Raw genomic sequence first — 22,821 nt, 5'->3', positions numbered from 1 at the left:
TTGAGCCCACTACCGAAATCACCTGTTAAGGAAGAGTCAGATGAATCCAACCACGCGCAGCAATGGCGGACTTCGGCAGCGCGATCTCGACGCCCTGGCCAGCGCCGAGCATGCCGATCCTTTTGCAGTGCTGGGGCCGCACGATGACGGTGCAGGCGGTCACGTCATCCGCACGTTTCTGCCGGGGGCGCTGAGTGCAAGGGTGCTGGCGCGCGACGACGATCGAGTGCTGGCGCAGATGGAGCAGGGCAGCCTGCCGGGCCTGTTCTTTGCACATGTGGATACGCGCAGCCCATACCGCTTGCAGATCGGCTGGGCCGGGGGCGAGCAGACCACTGAAGACCCCTACAGCTTCGGCCCGCAACTGGGCGAAATGGACTTGTACCTGTTTGCCGAAGGCAACCACCGCGACCTCTCCGGGCGTTTCGGCGCCCAGCCGATACAGGTCGAGGGCGTGGACGGGGTGTGCTTCTCGGTGTGGGCGCCCAACGCCCGGCGCGTCTCGGTGGTCGGGGCGTTCAACAACTGGGATGGCCGTCGCCACCTCATGCGTCTGCGCCACAATGCCGGTGTCTGGGAGCTGTTCATCCCGCGTCTGGCCGTGGGCGAGACCTATAAGTTCGAGGTGCTCGGCCGTGATGGCGTGTTGCCGCTCAAGGCCGACCCCCTGGCTCGGGCCACGGAACTGCCACCCAGCACCGCCTCCAAGGTGGCCGGTGCGCTGGGTCATACGTGGCAGGACCAGCAGTGGATGGAGCAGCGCGCCCAACGCCATGCCTACAGCGCGCCGCTGTCGATCTACGAACTGCACGCCGGCTCCTGGCGCTGTGAGCTGAACGAGGCTGGCGAGGTCGCGCGTTTCTACAACTGGCGTGAGTTGGCCGAGCGCCTGGTGCCCTACGTACAGGAACTGGGCTTCACCCACATCGAGCTGCTGCCGATCATGGAGCATCCATTCGGCGGGTCCTGGGGCTATCAGCCGCTGTCGATGTTCGCGCCCACCTCGCGTTATGGCACGGCCGAAGATTTCGCCGCCTTCATCGACGCCTGTCACCAAGGCGGCATTGGCGTGATTCTGGACTGGGTGCCGGCGCACTTTCCCACCGATGAGCACGGCCTGGCGCGCTTCGACGGCACCGCGCTGTACGAATACGACAACCCGCTCGAAGGCTTCCACCAGGACTGGAACACGCTGATCTATAACCTGGGCCGCAACGAAGTCCGTGGCTTCATGCTGGCCTCGGCACTGCACTGGCTCAAGCACTTCCACATCGACGGCCTGCGTGTCGACGCGGTGGCGTCCATGCTGTATCGGGATTATTCGCGCAAAGCGGGGGAGTGGGTGCCCAACCGTCATGGTGGGCGCGAGAACCTCGAAGCCATCGAGTTCATTCGCCAGCTCAACGATGTGGCCCTGCACGAGGCCCCGGGTGCCTTGATCATCGCCGAGGAATCCACCGCCTGGCCCGGCGTGAGCCAGCCGACCCAGCAGGGCGGCCTGGGCTTCGCCTACAAGTGGAACATGGGCTGGATGCACGACACCTTGCACTACATCCAGAACGATCCGATCCACCGCGCGCATCACCACAACGAACTCAGCTTTGGCTTGGTCTACGCCTATTCCGAACGCTTCATCCTGCCGATTTCCCACGACGAGGTGGTGCACGGCAAGCATTCGCTGATCGACAAGATGCCGGGCGACCGCTGGCAGAAGTTCGCCAACCTACGCGCCTATCTGGCGTTCATGTGGATGCACCCCGGCAAGAAGCTGCTGTTCATGGGCTGCGAGTTCGGCCAGTGGCGTGAATGGAACCATGACCAGCAGTTGGACTGGTACCTGCTGCAGTACTCCGAGCACCAGGGCGTGCAGAAGCTGGTGGGCGATCTCAATCGGTTGTATCGCCAGTACCCCGCCTTGCACGAACAGGACTGCCAGCCCCAGGGCTTCCAATGGCTGATCGGCGACGACGCGGTGAACAGCGTCTACGCCTGGCTGCGCTGGAGCAGTGCGGGTGAGCCGTTGCTGGTGGTGGCCAACTTCACCCCGGTGCCGCGCCAGGATTACCGCGTCGGCGTGCCGTTCGAAGGGCATTGGGTGGAGTTGCTCAATAGCGATGCCGAGCTGTACGCCGGTAGCAATATGGGCAATTTCGGCGGCGTTCAGGCCGAGCCGTTGCCCAGCCACGGTCAGGCGCTGTCGCTGGCGTTGAACCTGCCGCCACTGGGCGTGCTGGTGATGAAACCCGGCCGCTGAGCCCATGAAGCAATGCGCCTTGGCAGCGACCCGTTCTGGCCGCAGCCAAGGCGTTTGTGTAGTGGCAGGTGCGCCGCACCTGATGATTTTGTCAGTTTACCCAGTTTTCCGTCGCTCCTAAGATCCCTTGAACTTCAAGCGCCGTGACTGCCCAGTCACTCGCGCAGGGGCATCTCGGACGGAGCTCGGGGAACAGCCATGGCAAAACGCAAAGCAAGTGATACGCAGGCTTTACTGAAGAAGATTCTTGCGAGCGAGTTGCCTGCTCACGCTGCGCTGGTCGATACGCTGCAGGTACCCTCCTCGGTGATGGCCCTACAGCGCAGCGGTGAGGCGGCCCTGATGGCGCAGTTTCCCACCCTGCAAGCCAGCGAGGTCCATCGTCTGCAGGGGCGTCTGGACGTCGCCAGCGCGGCCATGATGCGCGCGTTCCGTGAACAGCGACTCATCGCCACTGCGCCACGGCCACTGGATGAACGCAAAGGGCCGCTCGCCCTGAGCACCGGTCCGACTTACGAAAACCAGTTCTCGCCCTCTTGGGCCAACAATGCCCGGCCCGAGGCCGTGGACGCCACCACCTCGCCTGCCGCGTATCTGATCGACATGCTCAGCTTCGTCAAACAGTACATCGAAGGCGAAAATCTGCACCCCGACCTACGACCGCTGGCGGTGCGCCGTCCAGACCTGTTCGAACTGACCCTCGACCATCGCACCCTGAGTCGAGAGGTGCCGCAGGTGGAGGTGGTCAACCAGGTGCTCGAACGGGCAATCGTCGATGAGCAGCATCGCAAGGGCGAATCGTCTGCCGTCGAGGACAGGCTGCTGCAGGTTCGTCACCCGCTGCGTTTGTTCCCCTATGAAACCTACTGGCAGCAGATTCTGACCGTGCTTGCACATAACGACCTGCACTTGGGCGATGTGGCGCGTCTTGGCGATCTCGACAACCCCTATTTCATCCGGCCAGGGGCCCATTCGCACTGGTCCGATTCGGCCCTCCAGCAGGAAAGCGAGCTGGGCCCGGCGCTGCGCTCCATCCTGGTCGAACGGCCATATTTCGGTAACGGCAGTCAACTACGCGTCGACCCACAGAATCGCAAGCTGCTGGCACTGCGCGATCCGACCAGTGCCGCCCATGCCGACGAGGAGCGAGACGCCAGCACGCAGTTTTTCCTGGAGAACTTTGGTGTTCAAGGGGAGACGACGCTGCGCCGAGTCGTATCGTTTTGCCAGGTCGTGCAGATCGACCAGGCGCAGATGGAGTCGCTGTTCGCCCTGGCCGACCACGCGCCTCGGCGTTCGGACAATGTCCGCAGCGATGTGGCGGATTCAGGTGCCGCGGCGTTCGGTGCACGCTTCATCAACAGCGCAGTCGGTGAGCCTGTGGGGGTCGACAGCAGTGCCGCCGATCCGCAACTGCACTACTTCCTGAACCTGACTCCGGTGCGCCTGGATCGCATCAACCGCTTCATGCGCCTGGCCCACGCCCTGCAGTTGCCTTATGTGCAGGTCGATCAGGTAGTCTGCGCGATCATCGATGCCGAGCAGGTTACAGCCACCGAGCTCAAGCGCCGCCCACTGCTCGAGGCCTCCCCGCTGTGGATGAGCACCAACACCTTGCGCGGTCTGGGGGTGTTCCAGTTCCTGCGCAAACGCCTGGGCTGCAGTGCCGAAGACTTCGCCACCTTATTGTCGAACATGGGTGTCCATGGCGTTGGCGATACCCCCAGTCACTTCGACCGAGTGTTCAACAGCGGCGCGGCCTTGCCGTTGGTGCTCGACGACGAGGTGTTCAGCCTCTCCGGGGACGATCCGCACAGCAAACGTACCATCGACCAACTGTGCCATGGCCTGGGGATCAACCTGGAAACCTTCCGCTACCTGTCCCGTACGATCATGCAAGCGCAGGGCAGCGAGACGTTGCGCCGCTCGCTGCCGGTGATCTCGGCGTTCTACCGAGTGACCTTGCTGGCAAGGCTGCTGTCGATCAGCACCATCGAACTGCTGTCGTTGCTGGAAACCCTCAGCCCGAAGGGCTCTACGCGTTGCAGGCTGCCGGGCGCCCGACCAATGCGATGCACCGGAATTTTTCCCAGACCGATACCCTCAGCGTGGTCCACGCGATAGCCCACTGCGTGCTCTGGTGTCAGCAGCAGGACTTGCCGATCAGTTGGCTGGTGCAACAGTTGCTGCCGATCGAAACCGTCGATGTGGTGCCGCAGGCAACGCTGAGCTTGCTGGGCGATATCAAGCGCGAGCTCTTGCCATTCCAGGACCTCGATCAGCACCTGGCTGAAGCGGGCGTGATGGCCCTGCGCACCGCGAGCTGGCAGCAACAGCTCAAGCAGATCGTCGATGAACTGGGGCTGTTTCGTGAGGCGCGCACGCCCGAAGAGGATTTTGATCCGGCGCTTTACGAGCAGTTCCTGGCGCGTGAAATTCAAGTGGTGATCGATGCGCTGGTCGGTACGCCTGGGTTACCGGAATCGCAATTGCCCGCACTCGCCCCGGACGAGCAGCAGCGCCTCAAAAGTCTGATCCTGAGCACGCTGTTGCGTGTGCGTTCGCAGCAATGGGGCGTGGTGCAGGAACGTTTGGCGCAAGCGTTGGCGCTTAGCGCGGACCGGGTGATCGCGGTCGTGTACTGGGCCGCAGGCAAGGTACACGCGCTGCTCGAAAGCGCTGCCAGGTTCGATGCCCTGGACAATCGATCGTCCACGGTAAAGGCCATCATGCCGCTGCTTCAGCGCATGCAACGGCACGCCCGAGTGGTCGAACGCCTGAAGCTCTCGCCGCTGCTGCTGGCCACGCTGCTTTCGACGACGCAGCGTCCGCGCCTGAGCCTGAGCGACCTGGAACTGACCTTGCCGACGTTGTATCGCCTGGAGCGTTACACCCATGCGGTGGAACGCGCCCGTCAGTCCGAGGACCAGTTGCTGGGTTACTGGCAGGCGATCGCGGCCTTGGGCGAGATGAGCGAGAACGAGCGGCGCCTGATCAAGGACGCCGCAGCGGAAAAGATTGCCAACTGGATGGGCTGGGGCATTCGCGAGGTGCTCGATGTCGCGACCCACCTGACGTCCGACGGTATCGTCCGCAACCTGGACCATCTGATCGTACTGGCCCAGGTCAAGGCCATCAGTGACCGCACGGGCCTGAGCGCGATCTCGCTGATGAAGCTCAGCCGGCTCGACTCCCACGCTTCTACCCAGGACCACCGCGATGCAGCGGAACAGATGCTCAGCAGCCTCAACCGCCCCGGCGAGCCCCGTGGCGAAGACGCCGAGCTACGTCAGAGCCTGGCCACGCGCTGCGTGGTCAGCCAGGCGCGCCTGATCGCCAACAAGCCGGACGAATCGACCCGAATCAGCCTGACCCTGCTGGACATGAGCAATCAGCCGGTGGCCGATATTCGCGTGAGCTGGACCACCGATCTTGGGACGTTGCTCAGCCGCTTCGGCTATACCGACCACAACGGCGTGGTGACGGTCGAACTCGACGCCGGAGAGCTGATGGGGGTGGCTCACGTCAAGGCCACCTATTTGCTCGACAGCGAGGCCTATGCGCCGCCCATCGTCATCGACTGCGACGAGGACTCGCTGACGCTCATTCGCCTGAGCCCGCTGCCTGCGGCGCCGTGGCAAGCAGCAGGCAACCTCGGCGAATACGTCATCGTCGCGGGCCTGTTCGACGACTACGACAATCCAGGTGTCGATCGTTTGATCAACTGGGCGAGCGATATCGGCCAGTTCGTCGATTCGGCAGGTGAAACGCTGACCAACGATGAAGGCCTGAGCCAGGCACGTCTGCGCAGCATGGATCCCGGCCAGGGCAGGGTCGCCATGTGGTACGCCGGCAGTACCGACGATCCCCAGATACTCACGCTGGAATTCGAAGACCGGCCGTCGATTCGTGCGCTGGCGCTGGACTCCTGGGCAGTGGTCGGCACACTCGTCGTCAAGGCCACCGTGCTCAGCCTCAACGGCGAGCCTGCCAGCGGCCAGAAACTGGTGTGGGCGTGCACCCGTGGCGATGGCGAAGATGGCCCCAGCTTCGAGGGCGAAGCCCAGACCGACGAGCACGGCGAGGCCCGGCTGCGCATCGACGCCACCGAGGCCGGGACGCTGCAGGTGCGTGTGGCCCTGCGCTCGAAGGACGATGATGAAACAGGCTTCCACCCTCGCGAGCTGACGCTGGAGGTCCTGCCGGACGCGTTGGAGGTGGTGACTGAGCAAGGGCTCGTTTGGCCGCTGGCCGATGGTATCGACGCCAGCGAATTCCTGATCCAGGTCCGCACCCTCGATGGCCGTGCGGTCGAGCGCTGTCCGGTGACCTGGACGGTGCAGGAAGGCGGCCACCCTGCGCAGCCTATGACCACAGACGCCCAGGGCAAGGCGCGGTTCATCCTCAGCTCGACCACTCCCGGACCGCGCACCGTGGTTGCCACTTGGGGCGAAGACCCGCAAGCAGTGAAATTCGACGAGGTGATCTTTCTGCCTGCGCTGGACATGCAGGTGTGCTTCGACGGCCAGCCGATCGGCGGGCCGGTCGTCATTCGCCAACCGGCGCCTGGCGCGGCGCAGGACACGTACACGCTCAGTTGCACCTTGCCCGCCGACCACCCCCTGCTCAGGGAAGGACTGCAACTGCTGTATGACGGACGCGATTCCGCACCGGCGCTGGGGCTGAGTTTCGAGCCCGGCCTCGGTGAGGTCGCCTCCTTCGAGGAGCGCACGGTGAGCTGGACGCTAACCGCCGTTTCGACGGGGCTCTCGCACGAGTCCCGGCCGCAGTTGGGCATTACTTACCGTAAGGCAAGCCGCGTGGTCTGGCTCGATCTGATCGTTCAGCCGGCGCAGCCTTGACCCTGATGACGCAAAGGACAGAGGTGAGCATGAACACCGAATTGGTAGCCCGCTTGACCGAGCAATGGCGTGATGCGCTCAGTGCCTATGTGATTCATCACGTCATGCCACAGCGCTTGGATGCCGGCCCGCTGAACATGATCAGCGCCGAGCATCTGGATCACTATTTCATGCTCGATACCCAGGTGTGCGCGGCGGTCAGCACCTCGTACCTGGCGGAGGCGATCGCCTGTACCCAGACCTACGTCAACGCGATCTTCAACAACCTCGAGCCTGGCTATCGCGCGACGTTCGACGAAAAGCTGGTCACCTTCTGGCGTCAGGGTATGTCCAACTACTCGGTGTGGGCGGCCTACCAGATGCTGGAGGACTATCCGGAGAACTACATCCGCGCTGACCTGCGACTGGATAAGACCAAGCCCTTCCAGGCACTGGAAGATGCCTTGGGGCAGGCGCGCATCTCCGATGCCTCGGTCAGCAGTGCGGTGCTCGCCTTCCTCCGGCAGTACGAATTCCAGAACAGTATCCGCGTGGTCTCCGGCTACATCGATTACCGCGACGAACAACGCGATGGCGATCACTTCGAAGGCTACACCTACGCCAATTCCGACTATTACCTGCTGGGCAGGGATCCAGAGGGCCAGTATTACCATCGTCGCGTGAGCGTCCGGCTGGACCAGGAGTCCCAGCGCATCGCCCCTGATGCCTGGTCGGAATGGGAGCTGGTTGGCATGCCCAGTGGGCACAACGTGATTCAGGCGCGACTTGTGCTGCTGTGCGGGCGACTGCACCTGACGTGGCTGCACCACCAGCCGCCGCTCGAGGTGGAGCAGGATTCCGCCGCCCGGATCTACCCGCTGAGGCTGGAAATCATTTACCTGGGCCTGGACAACATCTGGTCGACGCCCGAACTGCTCTGGAGCGCGCAGGTCAGCACCGAAGATGGCAACTTCGATCCAACGGGCTATGAGTTGCTGGCACTGGCCATTGCCGGCGCTAGAGTCAGCGACGATCAACTGCTGGTGGCCTGCGCCAGCCCCAAGGCCGATGGTGACTACACCCACCATTTCAACGTGTGGCGCGATGTACTCAAACGCCCCATGGGATCGTTCGACGAGCGCATGGCCGGCTCGTTGCTGGGCGATTTTCGCAGCGAGCCGGGCAAGCTCAGGTTGCAGCGACGCCTGAGTGCACGCGACAAGTGGGTGCGCAAGGTCACAGCCGCTGCGGACAACGACAAGTTCGTCGGGCTGGATGCGCAACTGAGCAGGCAGGACGACAAGTACCAACTCCATGTGCGGAGCTATTCGCTGGAGCGGCGCAACCAGGGGTGGCTACATGCGCTGTACTGCGCACGATTTGTCAATACATCGGATGCGCTGAGCGTCAAATGCCAGGTGTCGATGGAGAACGCGCTCGACGCTCATCTGCTCTGCAGCATGGTCATGCCACCGACCTTCGACGAACTGGTGTTCAGCCATCCGTCGTTGAGCGACCCCGCCACCTTCACCCGGGCTGACTTCAAGCCGGAAATCGGTGGTCAGGGCGCAGGCTTTCTCATATGGGTGGCGCGTCGATCGGTGAAGCTCGACCAGGCTATGAGCCTGGACGATCTGGCACCGCAGGCGGTTCGTGACGGCGCCGGCTTCGAGGTGGCGATCGATGCCGCAACGCCTGTCCTGCTGAGCGACCCACAGAACCACGTGGCGATCGCGTTCGAGCCTGTCACCGTGAAGGCGGTCAAGGTGAAGGCCGCTGAGACCGAGCTATGGACAGGCGACTGGTCGCTCACAGGTGCAGCGACCAGCGGTTGGCTCGTCAGTGCTGTGGGTGACAGCGCAGACGAGGTCAAGATTACCGTCGATGCGGGCGGTAAAACGTCCACCTTCACGGTCACGCTGGCCGCTTCCCAAGTGCTGGCCCGGCCGCCGGCCCCGTTGATCCATCAGCAGTCCAGTGGCACCGATTTCCTGGTGTTTGCCGGTATCGGCGGCAAGGGCGCGCCATTGGCGGTACGTCTGAACTCCCAGCATGTGCCTGATCTGATCAATCGGGCCGAGGCGTCTACCGAGTCGGTATTCGCCTGGGATGCCCAGCACCAGCAGGAACCGGCCTTCGTGGCGAAAGCAAAGGCGCGTCAACTCCAGCGGTGGCGCCCAAGCGCTACGGACCCCGGCATGAGCATCGACGATGCCAACGGCATGTATTTGCGCGAACTGTTCTTCCACGTGCCGCACCTGATCGCGTCGCGGCTGCACGAGGAAGAGCGTTACGACGAAGCGCGCCGGTGGCTGGCCCTGATCTTCGACCCTTACCGCAAGCGCGAGGCCACCGAGCACCCCGGCCAGGATTACTGGAAATGTGCCTGGTTGATGCTCGAGGACACGGCAGCGCCGGGACTCGAGCATGAGCTGAGCGACCCGCATGTGATCGCGCTGCATGCGCCGTCGCATTATCGTAAGGCGATTTTCATCCAGTACGTCACGCTGCTCATCGACCAGGCAGACAGCTTCTATCGTCAGCAGACGCGCGATAGCCTGGCCCACGCCTGGCTGCTCTACCGGATGGCTATCAGCTTGATGGGCGAGGCGCCCCAGGCACGCTCGGTGAGCACCTGGCAATCTCCCAGCGTTTCGCAGTTACTCGACGCCAGCCCTGGCGATGAACGGCTGCTGACCTTGGCCTCGGTCGTCGAGCCCAGCGCGCTGCCCAAGTACCTGAACACGTTCTTCTGGGCCGGCGTGGCGGTGCACCCGGCCTTTCGCCTGCCGGTCAATCAGAGGCTGCTCGATACCTGGCAGTTGCTGGACGCGCGCCTGTACAACCTGAGGCATTTCCTGACTATCGATGGACAGCCCATGGAACTGCCGCTCTATGCGCCGGCCGCCGATCCATTCGACCTGCTCGCTGCACGCATGAGCGGGGGCTCGGGGTTGTCCCGGCCCGTGGGTAACCGCACGGTGGTACCGCCTTATCGTTTCCGCACATTGGTACTCAAGGCCCACGAAGCGGTGGCGGCACTCATCCAGTTCGGCGAGCAACTGCGCAGTTATATGGAACTGGAGGAGCGCACCCAGCAGGAGGTGCTGCAGTTCCGGCACGCGGCGCAGATCGCCCAGTACGCCATCGCCATTCAGGAGCAACTGCACGAGCAGCAAAAGCACAACGCGCAGGTGTTGCAGATGCAGCGCACCGGTGCCGAGCAGCGGGTGGACCATTTCTCGGCGCTTTACGAAGAAAACGTCACGGTCGGCGAGGTGGCCCTGCAGTGGCTGCACACTGCAGGGCGGTCTACCAGCAATGTCGCCAGTGCCGCCATTGGCGCGTCCTACCTCACCGATCTGGTGCCGAAGATCTTCGGCCTGGCCAACGGTGGCATGGAGTACAAAGGCCCGTTGATGGCACTGGGGTACACCACCGAGGTCATCGCCAATATCGCGCTGACCGCCAGTGATAACCTGCGCGACACCGAAACCTGGCGCCGCCGTCGCCAGGAATGGGATCTGCAGCGCAAGATGGCGCAGCATGAATTGCGCGTCATCGACAAGCAGCTCGAGGCCCAGCAGCACGGCACGCTGGCCGCCGAGCGCGCGCTGGCTCACAGCCGCCAACTGCTGGCCCAGGCCGAGCAGATTCACACCTTCTACCAGAATCGTTCGAGTAACGAGGCGCTGTATCGCTGGCTGCGTTCGCAAGCCACCGCCTGGCACTCGACGCTGTTCGATGTGGCGGTGAGCCTGTGCAACAGTGCCGAAGCCTGCTGGCAGTACGAGACGGGCCAGTACCAGAAACGCGTGATCCGTCCGCCGGTGTGGCAGGCCGATCGTCATGGGCTCAACGCTGGCGGGGAGTTACGCCTGGACCTGATGCGACTGGAGTCGGAGATGCTGCTGCGCGGCGAGCGACATCTGGAGGTGCGCAAGACCGTATCCCTCCACGCCCTGCTCGAACTCGATCTGGTGATGGACAAGGCCGGTACCCCCCTGGACTCCTGGGCCGCGATTCGCAACGCCCTGACTGACGACGGCGAAATCAGCTTGACCCTGTCGCAGCGCCTGTTCGACCTGGATTACCCGGGCCACTACCTGCGCCGTTTGCACAGCGTGGCGTTGTCGCTGCCTGCCTTGCTGGGGCCTTATCAGAACATCCGCGCCACCTTGGCGCAGAAGCGCAGCCGCTTGCTGATCCGGCCCGACATCGAGGGCGTGAGGTTCCTCCATGGCGATACAGACGTGGCGACGGCGCCGCAAAGCGTGATGATGAGCCTGCGCGCCCAGCAGCAGGTGTGCCTGTCCTCGGCACAGCAGGACATGGGACTGGTCAGCGGCACGGATAGCGATGACCGCTACTTGCCGTTCGAGGGCACCGGAGCCGTTTCCGACTGGACGCTGCGCTTCCCGCGTCACGCGCAACAGAGCGAGATGATCGAGAGCTTGAGCGACGTTGTCCTGGAGGTCCGCTACTACGCCCTGCATGGCGGTGCTGCCTTCGAGGATCAGGTCGAACAATTGCTGTGCGCCGACGCCTCAGGCGCTGCCCCCGAGGCTGTTCAGCAGGGGAAAGGCCGTGACTGAACTAAGCCCCAGGACCTGCAACCGGACGCGCCCGCCGAGCGCCCGGCCTTCTATACCCCGCCAGCGCTGCCTAAAGGTGGCGGCACGGTCTCGGTGGGCGGCGGCATGCTGTCCAGCGCCGGACCAGACGGTGCGGCCGGTTGGCACCTGCCGCTGCCTTCGCCCAGCGGCCGAGCACTGTCGGCCAGCTTGGCGCTGAACTATTCCAGCGCCGGCGGCAACAGTGCTTTCGGCGCGGGGTGGGATTACGCGCTGCCCGCGGTGGCGTGCACGACACGCTTCGGTTTTCCGCGCTATGACGGTCATGACCGCCTGGTCGGTCCGTCCGGGGGCGAATTGCTGAAGACCGCTGAGCCCCGACGCGCCACCCGCCTGCCGTTCAGCGCGACCCCCGCGGCGTATACCGTCACCCCCTGGACCGAGCGTGTCGGTGGGCTCGACGCGCGCCTGGAGCATTGGCAGGCCGAAGAGGATCCGGATGGACCAGGCTTTTGGCTGCAGTACCTGGCCGACGGCAGCCTGTCGCTGTATGGCTGGTCGGACTCGGCACGTCTGTTCGCGCCTGACGAGCCGGGGCATACCGCGTGCTGGTATCTCGAAGAGCAGGTGTCCGCACGTGGCGAGCATGTGGTGTATCGCTATCGCTTGGAGGACGAGCAGGGCTGTTCGCAGCAGGAGCTCGAGGCCCATCCGCGGGTCGTCAACGTGTATCCGCAGGCGGTGTACGCTATGAATGCCACGCCCTGCGAGGGGCTGCTCATTCCGGCGCAGGCGTTCGACGAAGATGACTTCCTGACCTTCACCGTGTTCGATTATGGCGAGCGCGGCGCCGATCCTGAGCAGGTTCCGGTGTTCGAGCCCGCGCAGTCCTGGGCGGTTCGCGACGACTGCCACTCGTTCTGGCGTTACGGCTTCAATGTGCGTCTTCGTCGTCTGTGCCGTGATGTGCTGTTGTGGCACCGTACCGCGCGGCTGGACGGGCAGGCAGACCCGACACCTGAACTGGTTGCACGCCTGCACCTGGCATACGACAGCAGCCCGGTGGCCAGTATTCTGGTGTCCGCTGCACAACTCAGCGCCGATGTCGATCTGCGCTTGCCCCCGCTGGAGTTCGAGCTGAGCCGTCCGGGCCGGGCAGTGCCGCAGTGGGAGGCGCTGCCTGAGCTGGATGGTTTCTGGGCCGACGCCTGGCAACTGGCCGATCTTCACGGTGATGGCGTGCCGGGCTTGCTGTACCTGGATGACCACGCCTGGCACTATCGCGCGCCCCAACGCGGTGATGGCGAAGACCGCATCACCTGGGGCCCGCCCGAGCCGCTGCCGCAGGTGCCGGCCATTGGCCGCGCCGACTTGATGGATATCGATGGCGATGGTCGCCCCGAATGGGTGGTCACCGCAGGTGGCTTGCAGGGCAGCTTCACGCTCGGTACGGACGGCGCCTGGGGTGGCCTTGTACCGATCGCGGCGTTGCCCAGCGAATACGATCACCCACAGATGCGTCTGGCCGACCTGACCGGCGACGGCCAGTCTGACGTGGTGATGTTGCGCGCCCTGGGGCCGCGCAGCGTGCGTCTGTACCCTCGGCCGGCAATCGCGGCTGGCTGGCGGCGCGGTCCGAGCAGTACCACGGCAGCGTACCGCTGCCCTCACTGGACCAGTCATTGGTGGTCTTCGCCGATCCTGCCGGCAGCGGCCAGGCACACCTGGTGCGCATCACCGGCCAGGGCGTCACCCTGTGGCCCTCGCTGGGCTACGGCCAGTTCGATGATGCGCTGCAGATACCCGGATTCGAGGTGGCCGACTTCAATCCGTCGCGGGTGTTTTTGGCCGACACCGACGGCGCGGGCACCACCGATATCCTTTACCTGCAGCCCGATGGGATTCGGGTGTTCGTCAGCCAGTGCGGCAACTGCTTCGTGGAAGGCCCTTTCATCAAAGCGCCGGACGGCCTGGTCCTGGACGACACGTGCCAGGTGCAAGTCGCCGATATGCGCGGGCAGGGCACGGCCGACCTGCTGCTGACCGTACCCCTCCACGGTGCGGACAATGCCCCGCGCAGTTGGCTGTATCGCTTCAACGAGCGGCGCCCCTGGTTGCTGCACACCATCGTCGACAATCTTGGCAGCCGCACCGAGCTGGATTACCGCAGCTCAGCCCAGGCCTGGCTCGACGAGAAGGCGGCAGTGACGCACCGCACGGGCACGGCGCCGGTCAGTCATCTGCCGTTTCCCGTGTACACCCTGAACCGGGTGACCACGGTGAATGAAATCACCGGTGTCACGCTGGGCAGCGAAATGCGCTACCTCGGTGGCGTCTGGGACTTCACCGAGCGCGAGTTCGCCGGTTTCAGGCGCCTGGTCCAGACCGATACCCACGCGCTGGTTGATGCTTCGGCCACCCATCTGTCACCGCCGACGCGGGTCCTGAGCTGGTTTCACTGCGGTATCGAGACGCTCGATGAGCTGGCCGAAGGGGCTTTCACCGACATGGACGCTGTGTTCCCCCAGGGTGAGGTGCGCTTGACCCAGGGTGCCGGCGACGGCGAGCACCCCTTCAGTCCGGAGCCGGCGCTACGCACATGGCTGTACCGCGCGCTGCGGGGGCAGTTGCTGCGCCGGGAGGTGTACGGCCTGGATGGTCAGGCCCAGGCCGACAAACCTTACACCGTCGAGCGCCCGCGTTGGCAGATTCGCGCCTGCGCCACGGCTGACGACCTGCATCCGTCCGCTCTGATCACCGCCGTGCAGCGTCTGGGCTTGAACTGTGAGCGCTATCCGCAGGATCCCCAGGTGGATCAGACCATCGTCTTGCGACAGGATCGGTATGGCAATGTGCTTGAGAGCGTCACCGTGAAGTATCCACGCCTGCTCGATCCGGCGGCGTTGGCTCAGGAGGAGGTCGAGCGCAAGATCTATCCGGCCAGCCTGCCGACCGGGCTGATCGAGGCCAGTTGCGACGAGCAGCAATATGACTGCTGGGTGAGCTTCAGCCGCGCCACGGTGCACAACCGGGTCAAGGACGACGACTTCGTGATCGGGCTGCCAGGCGCCATGCGCCGGGACATGGTGCATTTCGCCCAGGCACAAGTGCCCGAGGGGGGCTTCAGCGTCGAGTACCTGCTCGAACACGGACTGCCCCTGAGTGATCCGGCGCGCACCGTCCTGGCCAGCTACGAAAAGACGGTGTGGCGCCAGGCCGATGGCAGCGGTGCCAGCAGCGAGCCTTCGCGCCAGGCACTGCGGGCCTACACCCGCACCGCGATGCTCGACAAGGCCTCGCTCGACGTGCTGCGTCCGGCGTTCGAGCTGACCCTGCTCGGCCTCTTGCAGGATGCGCTGGCCAATCCGTCCAGCGACCCGGCGGTGCTGGGGCGCCTGCGTAGACGCCTGCCGGTGGTCGAACACGCCGTCACCTACGGGCTGTTGCTGTCCTATCTGGAACAGGCGCCTGACGACCGCGCGGCGTCGCAGATGCTGCGCCAGGCGCTCAAGCACGTTATTTCGGTACAGGCCCTGCGTGATCGGCTGCTGGACGAAGCCGCCGAGGCGCTGCCTGAGGGCCTTCACAGCGCGTTGCGCGAGGAAAGTCGTGTACCTGACGCCGCGCTAGGATCGGTGCTGGTCTGGCTCGACGCACAGCACGCGCAAGACGCCCCTTTCCTGGCCACGCTGCACGGTGCGCTGGTCAGCGCGCTGTCGGCCAGCAGCGCCGACGTACTGTTCTGCCGAGCGCTGTTGGCCGCGTTGCAACGCCCACCGTCTTCGCCTGCGCGCACGGCAGCCGAGCAGGCCTGGTTACTGGCAGTGCGGCAAGAGCTGAATCGTCCGCTGCAGGAAGAGACGCTGCCTGAAGTGCTCAAACGCGGTGGCTATATCGCCATGGACCGGCCGCTGGATGCCGAGGAATTGGCCGACCCTGCCGATCCCGATGGGCTTGGCGTACCCTGCATTGCGGGGGAGCCGCTGGTCGAGCAGGCCTATTGTGGCCATCACGGCATCAGTCATTACCAGGGCGCCCTGCATTTCTGGCAGCCCCACCGTCTGCAGGACAGTACCGTCACAGGACCGAGCCAACTGAGCTACAGCGCGCACGATGTGGCCGTGGTGAAGGTCTGCGATGCCGCCGGACTGACATCGACCATCGAGGCGCACGACTGGCGTTTTCTGCAACCGGTGCGCATCCAGGATGCCAACGACAATCTCAGTGAGGTGGCCCTGGACGCCTTGGGCAGGGTCTTGCATACCCGCTTCTACGGCACGCAAACCGCAGCGGGCAGCGATGAGGCGGTGATGACCGGTTACTGCTCGGGCCGTGCGTTCACGCCGCCGCCGACCGTGGCGGACGCCTTGGCACTCAACGACAGTAAAGGCGTACCGGTGCATACCGCCTTCACCGTGGTCGCCGACAGTTGGATGCCGCTGGCGCTCACCACCGACGGTAGTACCGACTCTGCACGTCGGTGTGGTGCCTTGGCCTGGCGGCGAATGGCAGCCCGGCTAAGCGCCAACGGCCTGGGACCCTTTGTCATGGTTGGGCGCACGCCGCCGCATACCGTGCAAATCCTCAGTGACCGCTACGACGATGACCCCGAACAGCAGGTGCGCGTCACCGTGACCCTGACGGGGGGAGGGCAGTTGTTGCAGACCGCGGTGCTCAATCCCCCCGGCGAAGCGTTCGTGCGTACCGAACAGGGCGCATTGCTCGCCAATGCGCAGGGGGGCGCCGTCATTCGTGACGCGGCTGTGCGTTGGGCGGTCAGCGGCAAGACCGAGTATGACAACAAGGGCCAGGCCGTGCGTGTCTGGCTGCCGTTCTACTTGGATGACTGGCGCTGGGTCAGCGACGACAGCGCCCGAGAGGGCATCTATGCCGACACCCACTATTACGACGCGCTGGGTCGCGATTACCGCGTGGTGCGGGCGGCAGGCGAAGAGGTCGAGGGGCAATGGGCGAACTACGAACGCCGTGTGCAGCAGTACCCCTGGTTCACCGTGTCCGAAGATGAGAACGACACCTGGCTGGAGGTGATCGAGCAGGCCCGACTCAGGGCCCGTAGCACAGTGCAGTGAGCCTGGTCGCTGGGGGCTGTCGTGCCCGGTCAGGCGCAATCCTCGATGAACTGATGACCCTCAGGGGCGATATCTATTTGGGAGAATGACATGAGCCCACGCACACAAGCTGGAGCTACGCCCGACGTCTCCGGCGATGCTGATCAGGACACCCAAGGCCATTCAGTGCTGAAGGCGCCGTTTCTGCAGCAGGCGGATTTCTCTGCCAATGGACCCTGGCGCAGCTTGGGTCAGTTGATCGATTTCAGCGACGGTGGAGACGGCTCGACCTACCTGGGTATCCAGCGCAACGAGCGGGTCTGGCAGGACATCGATCTGCCCGTCGCGCCGCGGGCTGACGGCGCGCGGCCGCAGTACTGGCTGGGTTGCGACTACGCCTTGAACAATTTCAAGGAGTGCCTGGTGACGGTTCATCTGCTCGAAGACGGCAAGGAAGGGGCACAAGTGTTCATCGAGCGTTTGCAGGGCCAGGGGACGCTGGAGGATGAACCTCTGGCCCCTGGCGCTGCGCCGACCTGGCATCGCATGACGCCGCGGCTCGTCACCCTGCCGGTCGATGCGATGCGGGTGCGCGTCGCGTTCGACACCCGTCTGGAGGGCAAGATCACTTCCAGGCTGTATCTACGCCAGGTGATCTCGCAGCTACGTTTGCCTGAGTTGTCCTCGGCCAGTACGGTCAAGCTGGTCCTGGATCCAGGTGGGAAAAACCAGATCGAACAGACGCGCCAGCCGTTCCTGTTGTGCCATGGCGCTGAGCATGTATTGCAGGTCAAGTCGGCGGCCGGAGACGCCTGGTCGGGTCAGCCTGTGAGTCTGATCTGGATGGACGACAATCAGCACCCGCCGAGTGCCTTCGGAATGAGCGCCAGGCCACCCTTGAACCAGAACGCGGGCGATCAGGACGATCGTTACCAAGCGCTGGACGAGGGTGACGGTGCCCAATGGCAATTGCAGGCGGGCGCCACCGCTGTTCAAGCCGGTGAGATCGGCCTTGGCCTGGGCAGCTACTGGCAAGCGCCGCGATTCGAGTTGAAGGCGCAGCTCGGTGATTTCCGCCATGACCTTGGGGGTATCGAGTGGGATGGCGTTGTCCCTGTGGTCGAGTATGGCAATAGCACCCGAATGAGCGTGATCCTGCACAACGTGTTCGTCCCTGACCGCCCGGCGGTCGGCAGGCCGGTCAAGTGGCTGTTGAACGACACGCTGTTCGCCACCCAGCCCACTGATGCCAAGGGGCTGTCGAGCATCGAGTATCTGCCCAAGCCCGGCGACGAAGGCGTTGACAATCACGCGGTGTTCAAAGCGGTCTACGAAGACGAACTGAAGCAGGTCAGTGAGCAAGTGCAGAAACTGCCGGTGTTTGCCGTGTCGCCGTGGGGGCCCGAGCTGGAGGTGCTGTTCGAGGGAAAACCCGTTACCGACTTCGAAAAAATCGCCCTGTTGTTGACACGCCAGACCGAGGTCAATTTGACCCTGAAACCGAAAAAAGCGGACAGCTTTTTCGTCGGCAAACCGATCCTCTTGCGCTGGCCCAACGGCAAGCCTGAGCGAGGGATCACGTTCACGCCTACTGCCGCGCAGACGATGACACCGGAGGGCATAAGTTGGACGCTCAAGGGGGGGACGGACTCCGGGACATTCGTGTTGGAAACCGCCACGGACGATTTGTCGGCACCGTTTTCTCTCAAGGGTGCACAACTGTCTGCTGAACTCGGCGATGAAGTCGAGCTGTCGCTCGATAACGATGCCGTGGGTTCCACTGCGCTGTTGCGCCGGGGGACTGCGCATACTTTGCGCCTGCAGATCAAGCCGGGCAGTCCGCTGCCGGCGCTTGGCCGAATGGGTCGTTTGAGCTTCACCGAGGGCACGCTGAAACCCGAACATGTGCCTGCCCAGCCCGACTATGAGGCCAAGCGCGAGGTGCCTGCCGCCGGCTTGAGCTGGACCTTGACCCCAGGCCAGAGCAGTGGCGACTTCGCCTTGGCGGTTCATGTCGAGGGATTCGCCAAGCCGTTGAGCCTCGACTCCGCCATGGTGCTGTCGAGCCAACTCAGCGATGAGGCTCAACTGCAGATCGACGGCGCGGCGGCGCCTGCCATCGCGCTGTTCCAGCGCGGTGCGCCGCGCACGCTTAGCCTGGTGCCCAGAGCAGGCAGTCCGCTTGGTCGCCTGCAGCTAGAGGCCTGGCTGGTGTTCGAGGCAGGTAGCCTGGTCGAGGCTCAGATACCTTCCACACCGGCTTACCTCAGTAAGCGCAAGCTCGGCCCCGATGGTTTGTCATGGTCGCTCAAAGGACAGCAGGTCAGTGGCGATTTTGCTCTGAGGTTAAAGGTGGAGGGGTTCGAGCAACCGTTGAGCGTGACGAAGGCTGTGCTGCTGTCGGCAGATTTGGGCGATGAAGCGGAGTTGAAACTACAAGGTGCGGCCGTACCGAATCCTGCGATCTTTCGTCGTGGACAGCCGACCAGGTTGACGTTGCAACCCAAGGCGGGAAGTCCGTTAGGTGGACTCGGCCTTAGCGTCTACCTGGAATTCGTGGGCCGCAGTCTGGGCGCGCCCGATATGTTAGCGACGCCCTTTTATGGTGTCGGACGTGCGCTCGGAACGTCTGGGTTGGAATGGGTGCTGGAAGGGGGCGAGGCCAGCGGTGACTTCGGGATCAGGGTGGTCGTCGCCGATCGCGTGTTTTCCACGACCCTGGAAATCGACCAGGCGTTTTTGGTGTCGACGCGCCTGGAGGATGAAGTAGAGGTGTCCGTAAACGGAATACCCACATCAGCCTTGGTGTCTGTGCTGTGGCACGACGGGATGGAGGATGCGCCAACGCTTGTTGTCAGAGCAAAGCCCCAGAGCCCGTTACATGTGTTGTCGCCCGCCTGTCGATTGACGTTCCACGCAGGTACGTTGGATGCCAAGTATCTGCAAGCCAGTCCTGCCTTCGGTGCGGCTCAGCCGCTTGTCGAGGGCCAGCAACGCTGGACATTGAGTGGACGTAGCAAGGTCAGCGGTGGATTCGGTATGCAGTTGCATGTCGAGGGTTTCGAAGAGCCTTTGTGCATGCCACGTTGCGTTCTACACTCCAACCACTTCCACGATGAGTTCTACGTGACAGCGCCTGAGTCCGACTTCGACTCGCGTCGCGACACCGTACTGGCTTTAACGGCGACGGTTTCGCATCCGGGCTTTTACGTGTACAGACGATTCGATTGGGGATGGGGAATGGACAGGTTCGTAACCCTGACTTTCGTGCGTGGCACTGTGACCAAGGAGTTCTTCGTGATAGAGCCAGCGTGGGATGAGGAGATTCCGCTGGTAGTCGATCGCCCGCTTTGGCAGACCCGCTACGTCAGCAAAAAAGGTGATTGCGCGCTCAACTTCACCTGCGACCTGATGTCTTATCCCCTCACAGTCCAGTGTCGAATCGGAGGGATTTGACTGGAATACCTCGACGATGGCGCCAGAGAAAAAGCGTCGGCGGTCACTGGCCAGAGCCCCTCATCGAGCAGCTCAAGGCCACCTGGCCGCCGACAGGCCTACGGTGCAGACGAGGCCATCACTCCTGCTCTCGCTGCAACACCATCAACACCACCGACCGTCCCGTCATATCGAAGCTGGTGTCGAACTCCAAGCGCTTGGCCTTGCGCTGCTCCGGCTGGTCAGTATCGATCAGACAGCTCCAATGCTCACCTTGCGGCACGCTGGGCAGCTTGAAGGGCACCACGTCGTGGTGGGCATTGACGATCAGCAGCACGGTGGCCTGGTCTCCCGGACGGGCGATACCGCTGACCTGCGCACGACCGTCGATCAGCATACCCAGGCATCGGCCATGGGGATCCTCCCATTGCTCCACGCCCATCTCGTTGCCGTCGGGTGCTAGCCAGGTGACATCCTTTACACCGATTGCTTCGTTGTAGTCGCCCACCAGGAAGTTGGAACGGCGCAGCACCGGATACTCTTGGCGCAGCTTAGTCAGGCGCTTGACGAAGGCCAGCAGGGCCTGGCCTTCCTCGTCCAGGTCCCAGTTGATCCAGCCAATTTCGCTGTCCTGGCAGTAGGCATTGTTATTGCCGTGCTGAGTGCGACTGAACTCATCGCCCGCCACGATCATCGGCGTGCCCTGGGACAGCAGCAAGGTGGCGAAGAAGTTACGCATCTGACGCATGCGCAACGCCTTGATGTCCGCATCCTCGGTCGGGCCTTCGACGCCGCAGTTCCAAGAGATGTTGTTGCTGGTACCGTCCTGGTTGTTTTCCTCGTTGTCCTCATTGTGCTTGTCGTTATACGACACCAGGTCGCGCAACGTGAAGCCGTCGTGGGCGGTGATGAAATTGACCGATGCATAAGGGCGCCGACCACGATTGTCGAACAGGTCGCCCGAACCGGTCAGGCGTGCCGCGAAGTCGGCCAGTTGGCCTTCGTCGCCTTTCCAGAAAGCGCGGGCGGTGTCGCGGAAGCGGTCGTTCCATTCGGCCCAGCCGGGGGCGAAATTGCCCACCTGATAGCCGCCTGGGCCACAGTCCCAGGGTTCGGCGATCAGCTTGACGCTGCGCAACAAAGGGTCCTGGCGGCAGGTGACGAGGAAGCTGTGGCGCTCGCTGTAGCCGTCGTGGTAACGGCCCAGAATGGTCGCCAGGTCGAAGCGGAAGCCGTCCACATGCATCTCGCCGGCCCAATAGCGCAGCGAGTCGGTGACCAACTGCAGCACGCAGGGGTGGCTAAGGTCCAGGGTGTTGCCGGTGCCCGAATCGTTGATGTAGTAGCGCTTGTCGTCAGGCATCAGGCGGTAATACGAGGCGTTGTCGATGCCGCGCATGGACAGGGTCGGGCCACGCTCGTTGCCTTCGGCGGTGTGGTTGTAGACCACATCGAGAATCACCTCCAGGCCCTTCTCGTGAATGTGCGCGACCATCTCCTTGAATTCGGCGATCTTGCCACTGGCCAGATACTTGGGGTGGGGCGCGAAAAACGCCAGGCTGTTGTAACCCCAGTAGTTGTTCAGGCCCTTGTCCAGCAGGTGTTGGTCGTTGACGAAGGCGTGAATCGGCAGCAGCTCGATGCTCGAAACGCCCAGGTCCTTGATGTGCTTGAGCAGCTCGTCGTTGGCCAGGCCCGCGAAGGTGCCGCGCAGGTTTTCCGGCACCGCGGGGTGACGCATGCTGATACCGCGCGCGTGCGCCTCGTAGAACACAGTCTGTTCCCAAGGAATCTGCACGCGCTGGTCGCGGCCCCAGGTGAATGCTGGATCCACGACCTTGCACTTGGGCACGAAAGGTGCGCTGTCGCGCTCGTCGAACGAAAGATCGTCGTCGGGGTGGCCGAGGGTGTAGCCGAACAGTGCCTCGGACCATTTCAGCTCACCCACCAATTGCTTGGCGTAGGGGTCGATGAGCAGCTTGTTGTGGTTGAAGCGGTGGCCGTTCTGCGGCTCATAGGGGCCGTACACGCGGTAGCCGTAGACCAGTCCTGGGTGAGCATCGGGGAGGTAGCCGTGGTAGATCTCGTCGGTGTATTCCGGCAGTTCGATGCGCTCGAGTTCGTTCTCGCCGCTGGCGTCGAAAATACACAGCTCGACCTTGGTGGCGTTGGCCGAGAACAGGGCGAAGTTGACGCCCAGTCCATCCCAGGTGGCACCTAACGGGAAGGGCAGGCCTTCACGAATACGGGTTGGCGCGACGGAACGGGTTTTCTTTGGGGTGCGTGCGGTCATGGCAGCTCTCGTCTAGCCAAATGAATGGAATAGGGTTAGGCGTCGTTGCCGTAGGAAGGCCGGCAACGACGCGGTGTCGCGACTGCGTTACTGCGCTGCGGGTTTCTTCGGTGCGCGCGGCTTTTTCGGTGGGGCAGGCTTGGCACCCGGCAATGCTGCGGCCTTCGGCTCGGACGGAGCCTTGGGCTTGGCGGGTGCCTTCTTGGACTTGGGCGCCGGCGCTTTTGCTTCCGCCTCGGCCAACTTCACCGCCTTTTTCCAATGCTCTTCATCGCGACCGTGCGGTTTACCCTCAGATTCCCAGATCTGGTGAGCCAGTTCGCGAACACGTTTTTCATCGACACTCATTTAGACG

Annotated in this window: 9 protein-coding genes; 7 read left to right on the top strand and 2 right to left on the bottom strand. The window is 63.5% G+C overall.

Features of this window, described 5'->3' with window-relative positions; translation table 11 throughout:
• Positions 1 to 40: 40 nt before the first annotated feature.
• The 7 genes from glgB (at position 41) to GKC70_RS13425 (ending at position 20,194) form a co-directional block, all read left to right on the top strand.
• Positions 41 to 2,254, top strand: coding sequence for a 1,4-alpha-glucan branching protein GlgB (gene glgB / locus GKC70_RS13455; RefSeq protein WP_342648931.1), 2,214 nt, complete (start codon positions 41 to 43; stop codon positions 2,252 to 2,254).
• A 198-nt stretch (positions 2,255 to 2,452) separates the two neighbouring features.
• Positions 2,453 to 4,378 carry a Tc toxin subunit A gene (locus GKC70_RS13450; RefSeq protein WP_342648930.1) on the top strand — a complete coding sequence of 642 codons (1,926 nt, stop codon included), beginning with the start codon at positions 2,453 to 2,455 and terminating at the stop codon, positions 4,376 to 4,378.
• The gene (locus GKC70_RS13445; protein ID WP_342648929.1) at positions 4,327 to 7,116 is read left to right on the top strand and encodes an Ig-like domain-containing protein; all 2,790 of its coding nucleotides are present in this window, start codon (positions 4,327 to 4,329) and stop codon (positions 7,114 to 7,116) included. The genes GKC70_RS13450 and GKC70_RS13445 overlap by 52 nt, the downstream gene beginning before the upstream one ends.
• Before the next feature lie 29 nt (positions 7,117 to 7,145).
• Entirely contained in the window at positions 7,146 to 11,690 is a 4,545-nt protein-coding gene (locus GKC70_RS13440) for a neuraminidase-like domain-containing protein (protein WP_342648928.1), read from the top strand.
• A 105-nt stretch (positions 11,691 to 11,795) separates the two neighbouring features.
• A complete protein-coding gene (locus GKC70_RS13435) occupies positions 11,796 to 13,712 on the top strand; it encodes a SpvB/TcaC N-terminal domain-containing protein (protein ID WP_342648927.1) in 1,917 nt (638 codons plus the stop codon).
• The gene (locus GKC70_RS13430; protein ID WP_342651518.1) at positions 13,679 to 16,759 is read left to right on the top strand and encodes a toxin TcdB middle/C-terminal domain-containing protein; all 3,081 of its coding nucleotides are present in this window, start codon (positions 13,679 to 13,681) and stop codon (positions 16,757 to 16,759) included. Before GKC70_RS13435 ends, GKC70_RS13430 begins: the two co-directional genes overlap by 34 nt.
• 165 nt (positions 16,760 to 16,924) lie before the next feature.
• A complete protein-coding gene (locus GKC70_RS13425; RefSeq protein WP_342648926.1) occupies positions 16,925 to 20,194 on the top strand; it encodes a hypothetical protein in 3,270 nt (1,089 codons plus the stop codon).
• A gap of 118 nt (positions 20,195 to 20,312) precedes the next feature.
• Here GKC70_RS13425 and glgX read toward each other — a convergent pair whose 3' ends face one another.
• Positions 20,313 to 22,466, bottom strand: coding sequence for a glycogen debranching protein GlgX (gene glgX / locus GKC70_RS13420; protein ID WP_342648925.1), 2,154 nt, complete (start codon positions 22,464 to 22,466; stop codon positions 20,313 to 20,315).
• An 87-nt stretch (positions 22,467 to 22,553) separates the two neighbouring features.
• Complete coding sequence (locus tag GKC70_RS13415; RefSeq protein WP_029614074.1) at positions 22,554 to 22,814, bottom strand: DUF2934 domain-containing protein; 261 nt, start codon at positions 22,812 to 22,814, stop codon at positions 22,554 to 22,556.
• Between the last annotated feature and the right edge of the window lie 7 nt (positions 22,815 to 22,821).

The sequence above is a fragment of the Pseudomonas sp. REB1044 genome, from assembly GCF_038813925.1.
GTDB classification, from domain to species: Bacteria; Pseudomonadota; Gammaproteobacteria; order Pseudomonadales; family Pseudomonadaceae; genus Aquipseudomonas; species Aquipseudomonas boreofloridensis.
This window is presented reverse-complemented; position numbering and strand designations above follow the sequence as displayed.

What these genes read in the sequence shown, in the direction of transcription:
- GKC70_RS13450 (WP_342648930.1), top strand. Translation starts at nt 2,453, where the DNA reads ATGGCAAAACGCAAAGCAAGTGATACGCAGGCTTTACTGAAGAAGATT.
- glgX (WP_342648925.1), bottom strand. Translation starts at nt 22,466, where the DNA reads ATGACCGCACGCACCCCAAAGAAAACCCGTTCCGTCGCGCCAACCCGT.
- GKC70_RS13440 (WP_342648928.1), top strand. Translation starts at nt 7,146, where the DNA reads ATGAACACCGAATTGGTAGCCCGCTTGACCGAGCAATGGCGTGATGCG.
- GKC70_RS13415 (WP_029614074.1), bottom strand. Translation starts at nt 22,814, where the DNA reads ATGAGTGTCGATGAAAAACGTGTTCGCGAACTGGCTCACCAGATCTGG.
- glgB (WP_342648931.1), top strand. Translation starts at nt 41, where the DNA reads ATGAATCCAACCACGCGCAGCAATGGCGGACTTCGGCAGCGCGATCTC.
- GKC70_RS13430 (WP_342651518.1), top strand. Translation starts at nt 13,679, where the DNA reads ATGCGCGGGCAGGGCACGGCCGACCTGCTGCTGACCGTACCCCTCCAC.
- GKC70_RS13435 (WP_342648927.1), top strand. Translation starts at nt 11,796, where the DNA reads ATGCTGTCCAGCGCCGGACCAGACGGTGCGGCCGGTTGGCACCTGCCG.
- GKC70_RS13445 (WP_342648929.1), top strand. Translation starts at nt 4,327, where the DNA reads ATGCACCGGAATTTTTCCCAGACCGATACCCTCAGCGTGGTCCACGCG.